Genomic DNA, 18,961 nt, shown 5'->3' with positions numbered 1-18,961 from the left:
ACTCAGCCGATTGTGCCGCAGCGGCGCAGCGCTCCCCGGGCACTGCCGCTTCCGCAGTGAGCACCGACGTCTGGGCGGCGTTGCACACTGTTGTGGGCTGGGTGCTGGTGCTGTCGAACGGGGTCGCGGGACTGTGGGCGCTCGGGGCGATCCGCTGGGGGGCGCTTCGACATCGCAGCCTGTGGTGGCTTCTGGGAGCTGCGTGGGTCCTCGTGTTCGTTCAGCTCACGGCGGGCGTCATCCTCATGCGAGTCGCCGCCGTCGATGCCCCTGCTTTCCACGTGTTCTACGGAGCGTGCTGCGCGGTCGCGGTCTTCTTCGTCTACGCGTACCGCCAGCAACTGGCGCACCGGCGCTACGAACTGTTCGGCCTCGGCGCGCTGTTCATCATGGGACTTGCCATCCGGGCCATGTTCCTCGGCGGCTGACCGTCTCTCGGGCCGAACGCATGAGCGGTGGGGTACAGGGTTCTTGCCGCGCCGACAGCGGGCGCGCTGCGCAGCCCTTCAGAGGCCGAGTCGCGCCTCGAGGAGGTCGAGCTGGTGGCGCATCTGGGGCGGCAGGCGTTCGCCCAGGTTCCGGTAGTGCGCTTCGATCATGTCGATCTCGGCTCGCCAATCGTCCTCGTCGACCCCGAGCAATGTCTCGAGCTCCGTGGGGGTCAGGTCGAGGCCGCGGGTGTCGAGCGCCTCGGGCGGGGGTACCAGGCCGATCGCGGTCGGCACGGCCTCACCGTGGCCGGCAACGCGTTCCAGCACCCACTTGAGCACGCGCGAGTTGTCGCCGAAACCCGGCCAGATGAACTTGCCATCGGCGTCCTTGCGGAACCAGTTCACGTAGTAGAGCTTCGGCAGCTGGGTTCCCGGCCGTGCGCCGATGTCCAGCCAGTGACCGAAGTAGTCGCCGAAGTTGTATCCGCAGAACGGCAGCATGGCGAAGGGATCCCGTCGCACTTCACCGATAGTCCCCGCCGCAGCTGCGGTCTTCTCTGACGACATCTGGGATCCCAGGAACACGCCGTGCTCCCAGTCGAACGCTTCGGCCACGAGCGGAACCGTGGTCGCTCGCCGGCCGCCGAACAGGATTGCCGAGATCGGCACGCCCGCAGGATCCTCCCACTCGGGCGCGATGGTCGGGCATTGCTGCGCGGGGGCCGTGAAGCGAGCGTTGGGGTGCGCTGCGGGGGTACCGGCGTCGGGCGTCCAATGATCGCCGCGCCAATCGATGAGACCTTCCGGCGGTTCTGGGGTCAGTCCTTCCCACCAGACATCGCCCTCGGGGGTCTGGGCCACATTGGTGAACACGCAATTGCCCCAGACCGTCGCCAACGCACTCGGGTTGGTGGCGTCGCCTGTGCCCGGTGCGACGCCGAAGATGCCGGCCTCGGGGTTGATGGCGTGCAGCCGCCCGTCATCGCCGAATTTCATCCAGGCAATGTCATCGCCGATGGTCTCGATCTTCCAGCCCGGAAGCGTGGGGATCATCATGGCCATGTTCGTCTTGCCGCAGGCGGAGGGGAACGCAGCGGCCACATAGACCGTCTCGCCTTCAGGGGGCGTCACGCCCACGATGAGCATGTGCTCGGCGAGCCAGCCTTGGTCCCGAGCCATGGTCGATGCGATCCGCAGGGCGAAGCACTTCTTGCCGAGCAGCGCGTTGCCGCCGTAACCGGATCCGTACGACCAGATCTCACGAGTCTCGGGGAAGTGGACGATGTATTTGCGGTCGGCGTCACACGGCCACGGCACATCGGCCTGGCCCGATTCCAGTGGCGCGCCGAGCGAGTGAACGCATGGCACAAACGGACCGTCGCCGAGCACGTCGAGCGCGGCCTGGCCCATGCGGGTCATGATCCTCATGGAGGCCGCCACGTAGGGCGAGTCGGTGAGCTGGACCCCGATGTGAGCGATGTGCGAGCCGAGCGGGCCCATGGAGAACGGCACTACGTACATCGTCCGCCCGCGCATCGAGCCGTCGAACAGCTTCAGCAGTTCGTCGCGCATGTCGTCGGGGGCCCGCCAGTTGTTGTTGGGGCCGGCGTCGAGCTCGTCGGTGGTGCAGATGAACGTGCGATCCTCGACGCGAGCGACATCGCCCGGATCGGAGCGTGCGAGGTAGCTGTTGGGACGGGTATCGGGGTCAAGCGGGATGAGCGTGCCGGTGTTCACCATCTGGCCGCAGAACTGCTCGTACTCCGCCTCAGAGCCGTCGCACCAGTGGACTGCATCGGGCCGCAGCACGCCGGCCCAATGATCGACCCAATCGATCAGCTGGCGGTTGGTAGTCGCAGGCAAGATGTCCTCCGGGTCCGAGTCTTGCGCTTTCGCGCAATGTGAGACTGGTAACTCGCTCTTCGGCCGGTGCGTCCGCCCCGGCCTCAGATCACGCTGTCTCCCCCCGGGCGGTGATCCAATCAGGTGTCCCCAGATCCACCTCCGAGCCCAGACGCAGCCGTGTGGCGAGCCCCCGTTCGTCCAAGTCGTAGATCACTCGCTGGCCTTGACGCACCATCCGGAAGATGGATCCCTCCAGGGCGTTCGGGGCCAGTTCGTGCTCGGCGCGCGTGACGTCATCGGCGACGATTCCGACTCCCGATGCCGGGTCGTACGACTTGATGACGCCTTGCACATGCGCCTCCAGTGGCTGGGATTCTGCGAGGCCGCCAGAACGGCCTGCGCAATCGAGGGAACGCTACCAACCGGCTACCGCGGGCGCGTTGTAGCTTCGGGGCCGAGAGGCGAAGCCGTGGCCCGAGCGGCCCGTGAGCGACAGCGAACAAGAGCGGGAAGCAAGAGGTGAGACGATGAACGGCTTGTCGGCCCATGCGTCCTCTGGCAGCGACAGCGATCTCCGATCGGCCACCGGACCGGGGAACGCTCTGGATTCTGACGCACTGGCCGAGGCGATGCGGGCGTACTGCACGGCGCTGCAGCAGCACCGCGTCACGATCGACCGGCTCAACGTCTACCCGGTGCCCGACGGCGACACCGGCACCAACATGGCCATGACGCTCGCGGCGGTCACTGAGGAATTGCTGCGTACGGGCACAGGCAGGGCGGAGATCTGCAGCGCCATTTCTCACGGCGCACTCATGGGCGCGCGCGGAAACAGCGGCGTCATCGTGAGTCAGTTGCTGCGAGGGCTCGCCTCCACCCTGACCCCGTCCGACGACCAATCCGACGGTGAGCCGCCGATTGACGCAGCAATGTTGGCCAAGGGCTTGGTCGCTGCGAGTGAGGCTGCTGACAGTGCCGTCATGAGACCCGTCGAGGGGACGATTCTGAGTGTGGCGCGTGCTTCGGCTCACGCCGCGCAGCGCACGCTGGAGGCTCTCGAGAGCGGGGACACCGACGACGGCCACGGGATGGCAACCGTGCTGGAGAACGCCAAGCGAGCCGGTCAGGCGGCGCTGGAGGCCACACCACAACAGCTGCCGGTGCTGGCCGACGCCGGGGTGGTGGATGCCGGCGCCGCGGGGTACCTGCTGCTGCTCGACGCGTTGCTGAGCGTCACCGACGGGCGCCCGCTGCCCGACGAGGTGGAGCTGCCCGCTGAGGTGGCAGCGGTGATCGCTCACGGGAATGCGGGCGCGAGCTTGCGAGCCAGTGGCACCGACGCAGTGGCGTCCCAGCGCGAGGAGCTGCATCGCCATCTTGACCCCAGTGAGAGTGGACACGAGATCGGCGACCCCTCCGGCACCCGCTATGAGGTGATGTTCCTGCTCGCCGCACCCGACGAGAACATCGATCACTTCAAGGTCGCCTGGGATTCCCTTGGCGACTCGATCGTGATGGTGGGCGGCGACGGGCTGTGGAACTGCCACATCCACACCGACGACATCGGCCCCGTCATCGAAGCGGGCATCGATGCAGGACGGCCGCATCGCATCCAGATCACGGACCTGCACGAACAGGTTGCAGGTCTCGGAGGCCACGGTGCGCATGGGGCGCGTGCGGGCGATGGTGCGCACGGTGCGCATGCGGGTGATGGCACGCAGGTCGCGAACAGCGCTCACCGCACTTCGACGACGGACCGAACGCAGGTCGACTGCGCTGTCGTGGCGGTGTCGCCGGCGGCTGGGCTCGACGAACTCTTCGCAGCGCTGGGCGCCACCGAGATCGTGACTGGGGGCCAGACGATGAACCCCTCGACGGCTGAGCTCCTCGCGGCAGTCGAAGCGGCGCCTTCGGGGCATGTCGTCGTGCTGCCGAACAACTCCAACATCGTCCCGGTCGCACGCCAGATCGACGAGCACACCGCCAAGCATGTGGAGGTCGTGGCCACGACCTCGGTGCCGGCGGGGCTTGCTGCCCTCATCGGCTATGACCCCGGTGCCAACGTTGCTGACAACGCTGCATCGATGCTTGATGCAGCAACCGCCGTCGCCGCGGGCGAGGTGACCCAAGCCGTGCGCGACGTGAAGTCTCCGATCGGCCACGTCACGGCCGGCCAATGGATAGGCCTCGACGACTCGGGAATCGCGGCGACCGGCGAGACAGCCGGCGCAGCCGCAATCGGGCTGCTGGCGCACATGCTGCAGCCCACCCATGAGATCCTCACGCTGATCGAGGGAGCGGGCACCGAGCCTGCCCAGACCGACGACATCGCCTCGTGGCTGTCCCAGCACTGGCCTGGTGTCGAAGTGGAGCGCCACTTCGGCGGCCAGGACCACTACCCATACCTCTTCGGCATCGAATGAGCCCACCTCGCAGCAGCCGGCCCGCTGCGCGCAGATCCCCAGGAGCGGCTGCATCGGATCCTGCCGCAGCGCAGGCCCGTGGCGCCTCCGACGAGCCGGCTGCCGCGGACTCGGCGGCCAAGGGCCCGCTGACGTTGCGGCAGCTCGACGCGATCGACGTCGGGCGCCTCAACGGAGTGGGTTCGCAACGCCGCAAGGCCTTGGCCGAGGTGGGCGTTGCGTCCGTGTTCGACTTGCTGACCTACTACCCGCGCCGTTACGTGGATCGCACAGCCCAGGCGCCGATCAGCGAGGCGGAGATCGGATCGGAGATCACTGTGGTGGCAGATGTGCTGTCGGTGTCGGCCCGTCGGCTGCGCGGAGGCCGACGAATGGTGAGCGCTGAGGTGGGCGATGACACCGGCGTGCTGAGTGCCGTGTTCTTCAATCAGGCATGGCGTGAGCGCCAGCTCACGCAGGGCCGCACCGTGGCGCTGTTCGCAAAGGTGGAGAACTACCGAGGCCGCAAGCAGATGACCAATCCCGTGGTCGATGTGCTGGGCGACGATTCGACCGCGGACCGCACCGGCAAGATCGTGGCGATCTACCCGCAGTCCGAGACGGCCGGCATCGTCACGTGGGATGTCGCGAACTGGGTCGCGGAGGCGCAGCGGCGCTGCTCGGTCCGCGGCATCGCTGATCCGCTGCCCCGGCGCTTGCGCTCACAGCTGGGTCTCATCAGCCGCAGCCGGGCTTTGGCCGAGATTCATGAGCCGCCGTCGATGTCGGATCGATGGGCGGCCCGCAACCGGCTGGTGTTCGACGAGTTCTTGCGGGTGCAGCTGATGCTGCGAAGCCAGCGCCTGGCGCGTGAGGCCCACGAGCTCGGCATCGCTCATGATGTCGGAGGGGGTCTCATCGAAGCCTTCCACCGGCGCCTGCCCTATGCACTGACGGGGGCACAGCAGCGCGCGATGGCCGACATCGACGCCGACGTGAGCACACAGCGCCCGATGCACCGCCTGTTGCAGGGCGATGTCGGCTCGGGAAAGACGCTCGTGGCTCTGCATGCGTTGCTCGTGGCAGTCCGCAACGGCCATCAGGGTGCGCTCATGGCGCCGACCGAAGTGCTGGCCGAACAGCACTTCTATGCGCTGCGCGTCCTGCTTGACGGGTTCGAGGTGCCCGACGATTCACGGCTCAGCGGCAAGCGGCCCCTGCGCCTGCGCCTGCTCAGCGGGTCGAGTTCGGCAACGCGGCGCCGCGAGGTGCTGGTGGAGATCGGCACAGGCACCGCGGACATCGTGGTCGGCACGCATGCTCTCTTGGAGGAGTCGGTCAAGTTCGACTCGCTCAGTGTCGTGGTCGTGGACGAACAGCACCGCTTCGGCGTGTCGCAACGGGCGCGGCTGCGCGAGAGCGGTCGTGATGACCGCCGCATTCCGCACCTGCTGGTGATGACCGCGACGCCGATTCCGCGAACGGCTGCGATGACCGTGTACGGCGATCTCGATGTCTCGGTGCTCGACGAGCTGCCGCCGGGCAGGACGCCGATCACCACGCAATGGGTCCAGGGGCCGCTCGCTGCTGAATCCATGTGGGCCGAGGTGCGCAGCGAGATCGAAGCCGGTCGTCAGGCCTTCGTGGTGTGCCCGCTCATCACCGAGAGCGAGAGCCTCGATGCGCGTTCGGCCGAGCAGATGCATGCGGAACTCGTGGCCGGCTCTCTGGCGGGCCTGCGGGTCGGGCTGTTGCACGGGCGACTTCCGTCAGCCGACAAAGAAGCCACGATGGCCGGATTCCGATCTGGCCGACTCGACGCGCTGGTCGCGACGACCGTCATCGAAGTCGGCATCGACGTGCCGAATGCGACGGTGATGGTGGTGCTGTCGGCCGACCGGTTCGGCATCGCCCAACTGCACCAGCTGCGAGGCCGGGTGGGCCGCGGCAGCCATCGCTCGACGTGCTACCTCGTGAGCGACGAAGACCCGACGCCCATCGCCGTCGAGCGGCTGAGCGCGCTGGCTGCGACAAACGACGGCTTCGAACTGGCCGAGCGAGATCTGGAGTTGCGGGGCGAAGGCACGCTGTTTGACGAGCGGCAGTCGGGGCGCAGCGATCTGAAGCTGGCGTCGCTGGCCCGCGATCTGAATTGGGTGCAGGCAGCTCGCGACGCTGCCGCCGAGCTCATTGCAACCGACGGCGATCTCGATGCGCATCCGGCGCTCGCCGACGAGGTCGAATGGTTTGCCGGCCGCCGCGACCCCGACTACCTCCAGCGCAGCTGAGGCGCTGCGCGGATCGCCTCAATGTTGCCGTTGCCAGCTGGTGTATGCGACGGATGCGCATGCCCGCGCTGGTCGTAGTGCCACCTGCCACCGAGCGCGTCGACACAGATCGTCTTCCGCCTGTCCAGCGAGGCTGTGGACGGCACGGCGGCGGGCCGGCACCGGCGTCGCCATCAGGTCGCAGTTCAAACGAGCATAAGCCAGGTGACGCAGTAGACGTCGTCGGGTGTGATCTCTGGCAGCGGCTCGGGCGGGACGTATGGCCGCAGGCCCAGCACGTCGATGACCCCGACGATCTCGACTGCCTGTTCGGCGGGGCTTGTCGAGCTCTTCAGTGCTGCGGTGAGCGTTCGGATGGTCCGTTCCGGGTAGGGCGCCGTGATCGTGTCGACGGTTCGGTCGATCTCGTCCTGCGTCATGCCCGGGGGCGGGTGCCTGCGCACGACTTCGGCGGCCCGGGCCAGTCGCGGCGCGATCCGCGGCTCGAGGTTCGCTTTGTCGGACATCACGTTCCACTTGCTGACGATGTCGTCCTGAGCGATCTCCCACGCCGCGAACGCGCCTTTGACGTCTTCGTCGGCCAGCGTGCGCGGCGTCTCGAAACCGCCGGGCGGGCGAGCGAGATGGAGGCACGCCAGTGATTCGTCCACCGGGGCGCCGCCAGCGTGCTCGCCTGTGCCGACGAATCGGAACACCGGCGCGGGATGGTCGCCCACGCGGGCACAGAACACGTAGCCCGTGCGGCCATCTGACGATGCTGTCTCCATGCCCGAGCCTGAGCCCCACGGCAGGGTGGCAATCTGCTCCGCGAGGTTGGTGTCTTCCATCGCATGGCGCAGTTCCTGGCGGAATTCCTCGCCTGACAGCACCCCCTTCGATGTTCCGCCTCGCTCGAACATCGAGGCGTCCTCGCGGCGGATGCGCTCGATCTCCTCACGGGTCTCGGTGAAGTTGATGTCGTGATGGTCGCCTTGGTCGGGCAGGATCTCGCCGACTCCCACACTGGCCGCAGCCTGAGCGATCTTGCGGTGGAGGCGCTCTTCGAGCCCGAGCAGATCGTCCAGACGGCTGTCGGGGAAGACGCAGCGCAGGTACACCTGCGAGTGGCGCGAGCCGATGCGGTCGATGCGTCCGTGGCGTTGCACCAGGCGCATCGGGTTCCAAGGCAGGTCGTAGTTGACGATGTGGCACGCCTGCTGCAGGTTCACGCCTTCGGCCAGCACGTCAGTGGCCACCACGATGTCGTACAGGTCGCTGTCGTGCCCGATTGGCGCGTCGGTGGTGCGCGGAGCGAAGCCCCACAGCACCGAGTCCTTGTCGCTGGCGCTGCTGCCTCCGGCGACTGATGCGATGCGCCCCCGGTAAGCGGCGAGGCGGTCGTCGGTGTGCGCAACGGCCTCGAGGTGCTCGACGATCCAGTCGACGGTGTCGGCGTAGTAGCTGAAGATCAGCACTTTGCGACGGTCTCTGGTGTCGTCGGCGCCGATGCCTTCGGCTTCTGCTGCTGCGGCGACAGCGGCCAGTTCGTCGACCAGGGCAGCCAGGTTCGGGTCGGCGGCACGCGTCACGGTTCGGGCTTCGGCGGCCAGTGAACGCAAGAGGTCGCGGTCATGCGCGGCGTCTTCGCGCAGCCGTTCGGCGTCGAAGTCGGCGGCGACGTCGCTGACGCCGACCAGGTGGTCCATGAAGGCGTCGCTTTGCTTGTCGTCGAAGTCGTCGGCGTCGGCGGCAATCCAGTCGGCGAGCACGTCGCCGCTGCCGACATGTCCTTGCTCGAGCAGCGACAGGAACGCGTCATGGCTGCGCGCCATCCGCTCGCATGTCTCCGCGAATGCGTGGGGCGAGGATTCGAACCGTTTGAGCAGGCCCGAGCGCAGCAGGCCGGCGAGCTGCAGCTCATAAGTGTCGATGTCGTGGTCCCACCGATATCGCGACGGCGCGTAGCGGGCCAGCGTCAGTGCCCCGGCGTCATCGCGGTCGCCGGTGTCGTGCGCGCGGTCGTCCGCCGGTTCGTCCCCGGCGAGGTCCTCGGCGTCTTCTGTCCGGTCGTGTGCCGGTCCGTTCCCGGCATCGGCGTCGAGGGCTGCGGCGAAGCGGTCGAAGAACCCGGGCAGCACCGCGTCGAGGTCGTAGCTGACTTTGCGGACTCTGGGCGTCGGGAAGACGATCTGCGTCTCAGTGCCGCCGATGCGCACCGTGTCGTTGGGGTAGAAGCGCTTCACGAATGAGCGTGTGCGACGCACCGCGACGGCGTCGAGCACGTCGAAGAGATGCTCCGGCGTCAGATCGTCTGGGTTGAGCGCAACCGCGTTGGCGAAGTGGTCGCGCAGCGAAGCGATGCCCGAGTCGGCAAATGCGGCGTCGTTGTGCAGGAAGTAGCCCAGCAGGTGATACAGGTCCCACAGGCTGTTGTTCACCGGCGTCGCGGTCAGCATCACGAGCTGCTTCGGCGGCGAGCCTGCGAGCAGGCGGCGCAGTGCCTGTGCCCGCTGGGTGGACGGGTTGCGCAGATTGTGGGCCTCGTCGATCACCACCATCGCGTAGTCGTTGATGTCGCGTTGCTCGAGCTTGAAGCCGGTGGCGTGCTCGGGGTTGAGACGCTGATCGGCCATCAGCTCCTCAAACGACACGAGTTCCATCGCAAGGTTGTGCTCGGCTCGGAATGCGCGCCACGGACCGTCACGCAGCGTGGCGGGGGTGATCACCAGCACCTTCTGCCGCCGTTCGGCAGCGGCTTCGCGGATCAGCTCACCGGCCAGGAACGTCTTACCGAGCCCCACTTCGTCCGCGACCAGAACGCCATGGCGTTCGTTGAGGATGCGGCGCGCCCGCCACAGCCCGTCCGACTGGAACGACGTGAGGTGGATCTGCGGTGCGCCCTCGGCATCGGCCTCGGCTTGGAGTTCGGCGCCGTATCGCTCCCAGAGCATCCGCAGGTAGACGAGCTGCGGCGAGTGGGGTTCGAATCGGGCCTCGAAGAGGGCGGCGAGATCGTAGGGATCGGCCTCGTCCCACAGCTCGTCGAACCATGTCTGCACCCCGCTTACCACATGGGGCGCATAGTTCCCCAAGTTCAGTTCCAGGTTGGTGGCCAAGCCGGCGTAGGTGAAGTTGGACGAGCCGGCTACAACGCCGTGCGAGCGGTCGCCGATCAGGAACGCCTTGCCGTGCAGGAATCGGTCGCCGAGGCGGCGCACCTCGACGCCGGGCGTGTTGAGCCACGCCACCAGCCGACGAGCAGAGGCATCGGCAGCGAGAGTGAAGCCGAGATGGTCGCGCTCGAATCGCAGCAGCTGTTCTTGTTCGTCGAGTGCGCTGCGCATGCGTGCGCGGGCGGCCCGGCGCGGCTGTGCCGGCTCGCTCCGCAGCGCCCGCCGACGGTTCTCGGGCGGCTGTGGCTCCGCGCCGAGCAGCAGCCGGACTCCGCTGGTTGCGTCAAGCGCGTCCGCCAGCAGCGAGTAGCCGCCCACATTGAAGTACGCGGTGGCGATGTCCACCGATGCGCCGCCCACGAACCCGGTTGCCGCATGTTCGATGAACCCGTTCAGCGCCTCCGCGACGGTCTGGCCGTCTCGATTGAGCGCCAGTTCCGGCTTCTCAACCACTGTTCGGCAGGCCCCTGAAGTGGTCGAGGACTGCCGCGAGTCGGTCCCGGTAGCGGTCAGGCCGCTTCTCGTCGAACGTCGTGTAGATGACTTCGAGGTCGTATTCGTCGAGCCCGTAGAGATGGGCCACGCAGGCGTCGAGCTCGTGAATCAGGTCTGTCTTGGTCGCCTCATCGTTGGCGGAGCCGACTGGCACACCGACTTCGGCCGCCCACTGCTCGAACCGCTCGTCCACGGCCGCGAGCCGCCCCGCAATCTCCACCACCCGGTCCCGCACCGGGTGGCCCGACCCGGGATCGGCTATCGACGTTCCCATGAGATCCGTGAAGCTGAGGGTCAGTTCCATGACGCGGCGAAGCTGCCAGTCGAAAATCATCGAGGACAGGATTCCCAAGACGTATGCCTCGTCGCGGATTTCGCCACGGATCTGCTCGAAGTATGACGCTGCCTCGGTCGCGATCCGTCGGGGCGGAATCAGCGAGCAAACGAAAGTCCGAGTATCCGTCGTCCGCGCCACTCGACGAAAGGCGATTCTTGCTCGGAGGCAAGCGAGTGTGCCCGGGTCGGCCAAGTGGTCTTGATCAAAGTGGGCGAACGCCGAAGACTTGACTTTGTTCTGCCGCTTTCGTTTTTCCTGCAGATGGCCGGTGATGGCTTCAGCATCGACGCTGTCGTAATAGTCCCCAGTGTCCGGCCGCCACAGATTGAAGCTCTTGCCCGCATAGACCGGCCAAATCGAACTCATTGGGTGTACGCCGCCTCTCCATCGTCCTTCATGAACCGGAATCTGTCGTTGGTTGAATCGACCTCTCGCGCGGCGCGGAATTGCCATCGTCGTTCATGAAGCGATGCCTGTCGTGCGTGGAATGGAGTTCGGAGACCGGACGGACGCTCCACGCCCGTCGTCTCTGACGAATCTCTTCCGGTCGATTGTGGAATTGACGTCTCCTTGGACTGGTCGGAATCTCCAACGAGAGATTGGGGGGGGGGGGGGGGGGGGGGGTGGTCGCCGCATCGACGCTGTCGAATCGCGGGTGCAGTTTCATGCGGCGCCATACGCGAAACGCTTCGCGGGTGGGAATCTGCGGGAATGCTGCGGTGTTGGACCAGCCGAGGAATTCGAAGACCCCGATCAGCTCGGGCTTGCCGTCTACCAGCTCTCGGAAGTGGGCCAGCGAACGGGCCGGCCCGGGATAGATCGCTACGTGCGCTTGGCCGAGGTCGGCTTCAGGGCTGCTGCCGGACGTATCAACTTGGGCTGTCGCTCGTTCCGTCTCTGATGTTGCTGCTGTGGGTACTGCGGCGGTGTTAAAGCCACCCCCGTGGGCTAGTTCGCGGGTTCGGCTTGCGGGCGGCGACCACTGCGATGGTGTATCGGCCGTCGACGTCGTCGAATGCCCACTGTCTGGTATTGAGGCAGCTGACGACCGTGAGGAGCGGGCGGCCGTGGCCAGCACCACCGTGTATGAGTTGTGTACTCCCTCGAACACCCAGCCCCTGTGGTTGATAAGGGTTGAGATCGAGATTTGAGGGTGTCCCCCCCCCCCCCGTCGATGCTGACGATCTCGCGCCGCCAGTTCGCCATGCCCGCATCGGACACCGCGGTGCGCGGCAGGACGACGCCGAGCATGCCGTCCGCGCGGCACAGGTTCAGGTTCGCCCACGCGAAGGCCTTGTAGAGATCGGTCTGACCCGTTCCGAGTCGGGGAAAGGCGGCGCGCAGGATCAGCTTGAGAAACTCGGCTCGCTCGCGCTCCCGTTCGAACTCAACGGCCAGATCTGGCCGATCCGCCTCCAGCTTGTCGATCTGCTCGCGTCGCTGTGCGACCGGCAACGAGCGGACGCCGGGAAGGTGCATTCCGTACCAGACCTCGCGATCGACCACCACCTTTTCCCACGGTGGGTTGCCCACGAGGCAGTCGAAGCCGCTGCGGGCGCCGCGCGAGAACACCTCCGGCCATGTTGTCGGGTAGTGCACAGGTTGCAGGCGCTCGATGGCGTCGCGCACACGCGGGTCGTGCGCGAGCGCAGCGATCGTGCCGGGGGCGAAGTCGAAATCGCGCTGAATCTCGATCATCCCAGCCCGCACCGCAGTCGCCACGTCGAACACGTCGTCAATCGTCCGGACCGCTGCGCGGGCGGCGACGTGTGCCTCTCGTGCTGCTGCCACCTCCGCCTTATCGGCATCGTTCAGTCGGGCGAGCCGCTCCAGCGGCCCCACCACGGCGTCAATCATGTTCTCGAGTTGATGCACGAACAGCGACGGCTGTGACTTGTCGCCCTTGGGCCGCACGGCCAGCGCTCCGTCTTCGGTCGATGCCACGCCGGTGAGGCTGTCGCCGTGGACGAAGTTGTGGTCGAGGAATGACAGCGGGAGACCGGGCACGAAGGTGTGGACCCAGATTGCCAAGCGCGCGAGTTCGACGGCGACGCGGTTCTTGTCTACGCCGTAGATGCAGTGGCGGGCGATCTGGCGGCGCAGCAGCGAGCCGGTCTCAATCTCGACTCCGTCGCCGAGGTCGCCGAGCTGACTCATGGCGGTGTTTCGCAGCCGGTTCAGCTCAGCGGTGACGGCAGGCACGGGATGCAGCGACAGCCACGCCGACAAGCGCGCTTCGATCCGGTCCACTGCTGCCACCAGGAAATGCGCCGAGCCCATGGCGATGTCGGCGCAGCGGAAATCGAAGAACGCTGCTGCGACGCCAGCGTCGTCGCCAGAATCTCGCAATACATCGAGGCGGGCAAGGTGGTCGTCGAGCGCCGGCTCGAGCGCATGGTCGAGCAGGTGCTCGACCGCGAACGGCTTGGTGAAGTACGAACCGGTCGCCTTGCGGGCGCCGGAGAGATTGTGGAAGTACACCTCGCCAGCGAGCACCTCCACCTCGTCGTTCGCGCCCGCCGGGACGTACTGCTCGGCGCCCTTCGCCTGCTTGACGGCCAGGTCGTCGGTTGCCACCGACAGCTTCGACTCCAGCAGTCCCTCATAGATCGTGCCGAACTCGCGCACTGACAGCGAGCGGAAGTCCACTGGGCCTGGCCCCTGCGCGCCGTGGTCGACCAGCGCGGCGGCGAGTGCCGGGCCGAACTCGGCGTTTGTGAGCCGCAGCGCCGCAATCGCAGCACCAGTCGGGCTGACTGCCGGGTCGTCGGAGAACAGCCCGCCGTTGTAGGCCGGAACGCCCCAGTCATCGTTGCCCCAGTTGACCGCATCCCACAGAGCCCGCACGTCGTCCCACAGGTCGGTGGCGCGCTCGTCGAAATGCGCTTCGGCGCAGGCTTCCTCGGCTGTGTCGGCGGTTGTGTCGTTCCGCGTTGGCCCCGGGTCTGCCCCGGTGCTGCGGCCGCTGCCAAGACGGCTGCCCGGGCCGGCGTGGACGCTGTGCTCGGTCTGAGCGAGCCGTTGCGCGAGGCGCGTCAAGGAGTGATCGGCGTAGCGGCCGTTGCTGCGGTAGGGGAGCAGGTCCTTGTCCTCGGCGTACGCCACGAACAGCAGACGGAACAGGATGACCATCACCTGCTCATAGGCGCTGTCGAGGTCGGCCTCGCTCACTTCGCCCGCGGACATGTCGCCGTGTCGCTCGACGCCCAGGCGTGACGCGACTGCACGCGCGAGCGCGGGCACGGTCTCGAAGTAGATGCGCTTGCGCAGCCGGACCGCCAGATCGGCGGCAAAACGCTCGGACGCTGCGAGAACTTCATGCAGCGAACCGTTCGCCGAAATCGCCTCCGCCGAGAACAGCAGGGCCAGATAGCCGGCCTGCTCGGCTGCCAGGAGCGACAGGTTCAGCTCGACGAACGTCTCGGCCCGCCCCTTGCGCCCAACCCCCACGCCGGGTCGGGCTGAATACAGGCGGATTTCCGAGGCGCGGGTGAGGAGCACCCAGTCGATGTTCTCGCGGTCTGCCAGCGCCAGCGCCCGCGACACCGGCGACATGCCGTCGAACCGGTCAGACGGCGCCTCGAAGGGCTCGCTGTCGTCGCAGAACACGGCGATGGCCTCTCGGCGACCGGCAATCGTCAGCACCGATGCGTTCGTCGCCAGTGTCGCGATCTCATAGCCCAGGCCTTCGACCAGCCGACGGCCTCGGTGGGCGAGCAACCCCTTGGAATCGGTGCTCGCAGATGCCCAGTCAGAACGCATCGGCACACCGGCGGTCAATTCCTGGGTCGCGAGCAGTCCCGAGTTTCGCAAGCCGGGAAAAGGCGAGTCCAGTTCGGGCAACGCGGCCAGCAGCAGTCGGGTGGCGGCATGGTGGCTCGGCTCGCGCAGGGCGACTTCGGCCAACCGCTCAGCCTGAGAGACCTCCACGCCGAAATGGCACACCGGCTGTTCGCCCGCCGGCCCGCACAGGGCAACCTGCTCGCCGCCCGGTGCCTCGGGCGATGGATAGAAGGCGACCAGCAGCACGGGGGTTGCCCGCTTCTGCCGTCTGGCTGCCCAAGCCGAGCGCAAGTCGCCGACGGTCGGCTTGCGAGCGGCCGTGGCGACCGCGACTTCGAGGCCATTCGGTGCCGCCTGCACGAACAAATGCGCGGGGACAAGCGAGCTCGGGTGACCTGACGCAGCAGACCATGACTGGGGGTCGCGGTCGATGAGAAAGTCGTCCATGCCGCAGCGGATCGTAGTTTGCGCCGCCCGCCATCTCAGTCGAAGGTGGCTCAACCACTGAGTCCGTCGTGAGCATTGCTCGCGAATACATATACAAACGCGAGCTATGATGTGCGCAGGGTTAGGATCAGCCCGTGTCTGGCTCGGAGTCGGAATCGACGGAGGCTCGCTCCCGAACGGCTCAGCTGTCGCTGAGGATGCGAACGTCCGAGCTCGAGCGAGTCCGCACGGCGGCGCTCGTCTCGGGTGAAACCGTCGCACAGTTCGTGCGCGAAGCGGTGCGCGAAAGGTGCTTGGCAACGCAAGAACGTGTACCCGGCAACGCCGTGATCCCCGCTGGTGAGGCGGCTGCACGCCTGCGTCGGGCCGAGCGTCTCGTGCTGGCCGCCGTGGCCTCCCGTCACGGCATCCGCAGCGTTGCTGCTGCCGCCGCGGCAGCTGGCGTCTCGTGGTCGGCGGCGCGTGGAGCGTTGGACGCGCTCGTTGCGCGCGATGCGGTGCGGCACCGCAGATGGAAGCAGAGCTGGCGGGGCGGAGTGCGTGAAGTGGGCGCATGGGAACTCAACGTCGCCTCGGCAGATTTCGAGGATCTGGTTGCTCAGACCGCGCAGGTGAGGCTGCCGCCGCAATCGCCGCCCGCTGAGCACTCAGGTCCGCTGCCGCCTCAGTTCTGGCCGCTGTTCTGGAATCATCCGGCACCGTCCCAGCTGCGCTTGCCAGACGACGCCGACTACGTGGCGAACCGGCTGGTCAACGGCCCGTCGCCGGTTGCTGCGCTGTGGGCATCAGTGCATCTGCCGACCGACGCGTTGCAAGGCTGCCTGCGGCTGCGATCCACACGGGCGAGACGGCGCCATCTCATCGAGAACCAACTTGCAGCGCGCGTCCGCGAGACACTGCGCCCCGCGGCGGCCTCGTCCGCCGCCACGACACCATGAACGGCGGCGGCGACGACGCAGACGCACCAGATGCGCAGCTGCCAGCCGTGGATCACTGGTCCGACGTGCTTGACGCGCCGACTCGTGCCTGCTGGCCGATCGTTGCCGCTGTCTCGCCACCGTCGGGTGTGCTCATGGGTGGCACGGCGTTGGCGATTCATCTGAGGCATCGCCGCAGCCGTGACCTCGACATCTTCGTTCATGAACGATTCGAGCCCGAAGCCGCTCTAGCCCGGCTGCAGGCAGCAGCGGAAGTGGCCGTCACTGACATCGCGGAGGGAACGCTCGACTGTTGGGTCGATGGGGTCAGGGTTCAGTTCCTGCACGCACGGGGGCAGCGGCAGATCGACCGGCCACACGTCATCGAAGGGCTCGCTGTCGGATCGGCGCGCGACGTCGCGGCCACCAAGTACAAGGTCATCGGAGACCGTGGCGAACTGCGCGACTACTTCGACCTGATGCGCATCGACATCGACGCCGGTCTCAGCCCCGAGACCGGTCTGCGTCTGTACGCAGACCGGTACCAGGTCGGACTCGATCATCCGAGTGTCGGGCACATCGTGCTCGCGCTGGGCTCATTCGCAGACGTGGCTGACGACCCTTGGCTCGCCGAGGCTGCTCCCGATGCACGCTTCGCGGAGATCTCGGCCTACTGGCAACAGCGTCAGCCGCGAGTCGCGGCTTGGCTGGCTCAGACTGTCGGTTGACGAGGCTGCCCGCGACGCGGCGGCTGATCTCATCGCGTCCGACGGCGACCTCGACGCGCATCCGGCGCTCGTCGAGGTCGACCGATCTTGCCACAGTCGCTCAAACATGGGTACGGCGGTTCGCGGATGCGGACGGCAATGGAATGAACCCAAGAGAAAACCAGGTGGATACTGGTTCGAATGCTGTCATCAAATTGCAACAATTGAAGGCGTCCGCCAGCGCATTGTTGTGGCACCGGGTGCATAGAATGAACGTATGTTCACGCAGGTGCAGCAGGCGCTTGAATGCATCGATACGGCGCTCCGGGGTGTTGACACGACAGCCACTGACGAACTGCGTGAGGTGCTGGGCGTTGCCAAGTCGCTCCGCACCAAGGTCGAAGTGCTCGAAACCAAGGTCGCATCGACGGTTGCGCGACGCGAGCGGCATGGCGACGGCGGTGCCGGTCTGCTCAATCAGATCAGCGGTCTGACCCGCGCTGAATCAGCGCGCAACGCACGGGTGGATGCCGAGTTGGCCGAATTGCCTGAGGCGCGCGCCGCGGTAATCGAGGGCGAAGTCAGCCTCGCGAACGCAGCGAAGCTGGCCCAGTCCGCGCGCAAGACCAGCGCCGAGGCGGTACAAGACGACGCGGACCTGCTCCAGATGGCGAAAGAGCTTCCAGCCGACGAGTTCGCCCAAGCGGCCCAACGCTGGACCATCGAGCGCCAGAGCGCCGAAGACCTCGCCGCGCAGCATCGCCGCAACCGGCGCAACCGCAGCGTCCGTTTCTGGAACGGAGAAGACGGCACTGTGCAGCTGCGCGGTGCATTCGACTCCGAAATGGGAGCACGCATCCAAGCGCGCCTTCGGCGTGAAGCGGAACTGCTGCGCCAAGCAGACCGTCGCCGTCAGCGCCAAAGAGAGCCGCAGCACGTCCCGCTCGCCGTGCGCACGCGAGACCAACGCATGGCCGACGCGCTCGACAACCTCGTCGCAACAGCCAATCCGGTGCCATTCGGGCCATGCGACGCCGACGGCGCGCGCAGCGCGGCGACGTCGGCCCAGGCGACAGCCAATCCGGTGCCATTCGAGCCATGCGACGGTCCAGACGCAGTGCCCCACGACGCTGCACCCGGACGTCAAGGCGCAGCATCCAACGATCCGCCCGAACTTCACGACGCAGCATCCGACGCTGCGCCCTCGGCTTCCGCCGACCCGCGGACAGCCCAGATGTGGGAGACCGGTAGCGCTTCGTCGGCCGAGAGAGGCGAATGTCCCGAAGAAGGCCGACCGCACGAAAGCCCGGCTGAGCCTGCGCAGTCGAATTCCCTGCACCCGGCGACACGCACGGAGATCGTCGTGCGCGCCGACCTTCGGTCACTGCTGGGTCAGGCTGGGGGCATTGCCGAGATTGCTGGGTCCGGCCCGATCCCGCCCAATGCTGTCGAACGGCTCATCTGCAACTCCGACCTTTCGATTGTGCTCTGCGCAGACCAGCTCACTCCGCTCTACGAGGCTGTGGCGAGTCGAGCGCCAACCGCAGCCCAGCGTCGCGCGTTGATCGCCCGCGACGGCTCATGCGTCGGCTGCGGAGCACCGCCGGGCGAATGTGAAGCGCACCACATCTTCCCGTGGAAATCGGGCGGCAAGACGCGCATCGACAACCTGGTACTGGTGTGCTGGTCGTGCCACGATCGTATCCACGACAACAACTGGCGGGTCGTCGTCCGAGACGGCCAATATCGGCTCGTCCCGCCCGATTCCGAACATCCCCACAACCCTGCGCCATCGCGCAAGCCGCAACGACGCACGCCAGCGAACGGCCTTGCCGGGGCAGCAGCGGGCACCGGGCGTCTTGACAGCAGCGCAGCGTCAGGTACCGAATCGCGGCAGCGAGACAGGGGCGGCGGCGACAATGCGCCAGCACTCAGTTTCGCAGGCGACGACGGCGGAGGCGACCGGTTCGCTGCCGCGTGACCTCAAGGCAACGTCGGTGGCCCGCCTTGGGTCACGCGCACAACGTCATGCACACCTACATTCAGCGGGGACTGCCGGACACGAGGACTTGCGGTGATGAGATCTGCCGTCTGGCTTGCCGGTCTGGGGTCAAGCGGCGTTTCGCCAATGCGGGGGCAGGGCCGGCCAGTCGGGAC

The 18,961-nt window shown here is 67.0% G+C and carries 11 protein-coding genes; 6 read left to right on the top strand and 5 right to left on the bottom strand.

The window, feature by feature from the left end; all coding sequences use genetic code 11:
- Positions 1-56: 56 nt before the first annotated feature.
- Positions 57-428 (top strand): hypothetical protein, encoded by a 372-nt coding sequence (locus tag ACOGJB_RS05575; protein ID WP_419839822.1) that lies wholly within the window; start codon positions 57-59, stop codon positions 426-428.
- Positions 429-506: 78 nt separating this feature from the next.
- Here the strand turns inward: ACOGJB_RS05575 and ACOGJB_RS05570 are convergent, their stop codons facing one another.
- Together ACOGJB_RS05570 and ACOGJB_RS05565 are read right to left on the bottom strand one after the other, a co-directional pair.
- Positions 507-2,294, bottom strand: a complete 1,788-nt coding sequence (locus ACOGJB_RS05570) for a phosphoenolpyruvate carboxykinase (GTP) (protein WP_419839821.1) — start codon at positions 2,292-2,294, stop codon at positions 507-509.
- An 88-nt stretch (positions 2,295-2,382) separates the two neighbouring features.
- Complete coding sequence (locus ACOGJB_RS05565) at positions 2,383-2,628, bottom strand: hypothetical protein (RefSeq protein WP_419839820.1); 246 nt, start codon at positions 2,626-2,628, stop codon at positions 2,383-2,385.
- A gap of 175 nt (positions 2,629-2,803) precedes the next feature.
- Here ACOGJB_RS05565 and ACOGJB_RS05560 point away from each other — a divergent pair, with 175 nt between their 5' ends.
- Together ACOGJB_RS05560 and recG are read left to right on the top strand one after the other, a co-directional pair.
- On the top strand, positions 2,804-4,699 hold the full coding sequence (locus ACOGJB_RS05560) for a DAK2 domain-containing protein (protein ID WP_419839819.1): 1,896 nt from the start codon (positions 2,804-2,806) through the stop codon (positions 4,697-4,699).
- Positions 4,696-6,966, top strand: a complete 2,271-nt coding sequence (gene recG / locus ACOGJB_RS05555) for an ATP-dependent DNA helicase RecG (protein WP_419839818.1) — start codon at positions 4,696-4,698, stop codon at positions 6,964-6,966. The genes ACOGJB_RS05560 and recG overlap by 4 nt, the downstream gene beginning before the upstream one ends.
- A gap of 185 nt (positions 6,967-7,151) precedes the next feature.
- On the opposite strand, the gene ACOGJB_RS05550 is transcribed toward recG, so the two are convergent.
- The 3 genes from ACOGJB_RS05550 to ACOGJB_RS05540 form a co-directional block, all read right to left on the bottom strand.
- Positions 7,152-10,571 carry a helicase-related protein gene (locus ACOGJB_RS05550; RefSeq protein WP_419839817.1) on the bottom strand — a complete coding sequence of 1,140 codons (3,420 nt, stop codon included), beginning with the start codon at positions 10,569-10,571 and terminating at the stop codon, positions 7,152-7,154.
- The gene (locus ACOGJB_RS05545; RefSeq protein WP_419839816.1) at positions 10,564-11,316 is read right to left on the bottom strand and encodes a hypothetical protein; all 753 of its coding nucleotides are present in this window, start codon (positions 11,314-11,316) and stop codon (positions 10,564-10,566) included. The genes ACOGJB_RS05550 and ACOGJB_RS05545 overlap by 8 nt, the downstream gene beginning before the upstream one ends.
- Before the next feature lie 582 nt (positions 11,317-11,898).
- Positions 11,899-15,180, bottom strand: a complete 3,282-nt coding sequence (locus ACOGJB_RS05540) for an Eco57I restriction-modification methylase domain-containing protein (protein WP_419839815.1) — start codon at positions 15,178-15,180, stop codon at positions 11,899-11,901.
- Positions 15,181-15,314: 134 nt separating this feature from the next.
- On the opposite strand from ACOGJB_RS05540, the gene ACOGJB_RS05535 reads away from it, so the two are divergent.
- The 3 genes from ACOGJB_RS05535 (at position 15,315) to ACOGJB_RS05525 (ending at position 18,785) form a co-directional block, all read left to right on the top strand.
- Positions 15,315-16,118: a hypothetical protein gene (locus tag ACOGJB_RS05535; RefSeq protein WP_419839814.1), complete on the top strand. Its 804-nt coding sequence runs from the start codon at positions 15,315-15,317 to the stop codon at positions 16,116-16,118.
- Entirely contained in the window at positions 16,115-16,825 is a 711-nt protein-coding gene (locus tag ACOGJB_RS05530; RefSeq protein ID WP_419839813.1) for a nucleotidyl transferase AbiEii/AbiGii toxin family protein, read from the top strand. Before ACOGJB_RS05535 ends, ACOGJB_RS05530 begins: the two co-directional genes overlap by 4 nt.
- Before the next feature lie 256 nt (positions 16,826-17,081).
- Positions 17,082-18,785: an HNH endonuclease gene (locus tag ACOGJB_RS05525; RefSeq protein ID WP_419839812.1), complete on the top strand. Its 1,704-nt coding sequence runs from the start codon at positions 17,082-17,084 to the stop codon at positions 18,783-18,785.
- Positions 18,786-18,961: the final 176 nt, after the last annotated feature.

Source organism: Candidatus Poriferisodalis sp. (genome assembly GCF_965208895.1).
GTDB lineage: Bacteria > Actinomycetota > Acidimicrobiia > Acidimicrobiales > Poriferisodalaceae > Poriferisodalis.
The sequence above is the reverse complement of the archived record's forward strand: the minus strand, read 5'-3'. Positions and strand labels throughout refer to the sequence as shown.

What these genes read in the sequence shown, in the direction of transcription:
- ACOGJB_RS05530 (WP_419839813.1), top strand. Translation starts at nt 16,115, where the DNA reads ATGAACGGCGGCGGCGACGACGCAGACGCACCAGATGCGCAGCTGCCA.
- recG (WP_419839818.1), top strand. Translation starts at nt 4,696, where the DNA reads ATGAGCCCACCTCGCAGCAGCCGGCCCGCTGCGCGCAGATCCCCAGGA.
- ACOGJB_RS05560 (WP_419839819.1), top strand. Translation starts at nt 2,804, where the DNA reads ATGAACGGCTTGTCGGCCCATGCGTCCTCTGGCAGCGACAGCGATCTC.
- ACOGJB_RS05545 (WP_419839816.1), bottom strand. Translation starts at nt 11,316, where the DNA reads ATGAGTTCGATTTGGCCGGTCTATGCGGGCAAGAGCTTCAATCTGTGG.
- ACOGJB_RS05540 (WP_419839815.1), bottom strand. Translation starts at nt 15,180, where the DNA reads ATGGACGACTTTCTCATCGACCGCGACCCCCAGTCATGGTCTGCTGCG.
- ACOGJB_RS05525 (WP_419839812.1), top strand. Translation starts at nt 17,082, where the DNA reads ATGTTCACGCAGGTGCAGCAGGCGCTTGAATGCATCGATACGGCGCTC.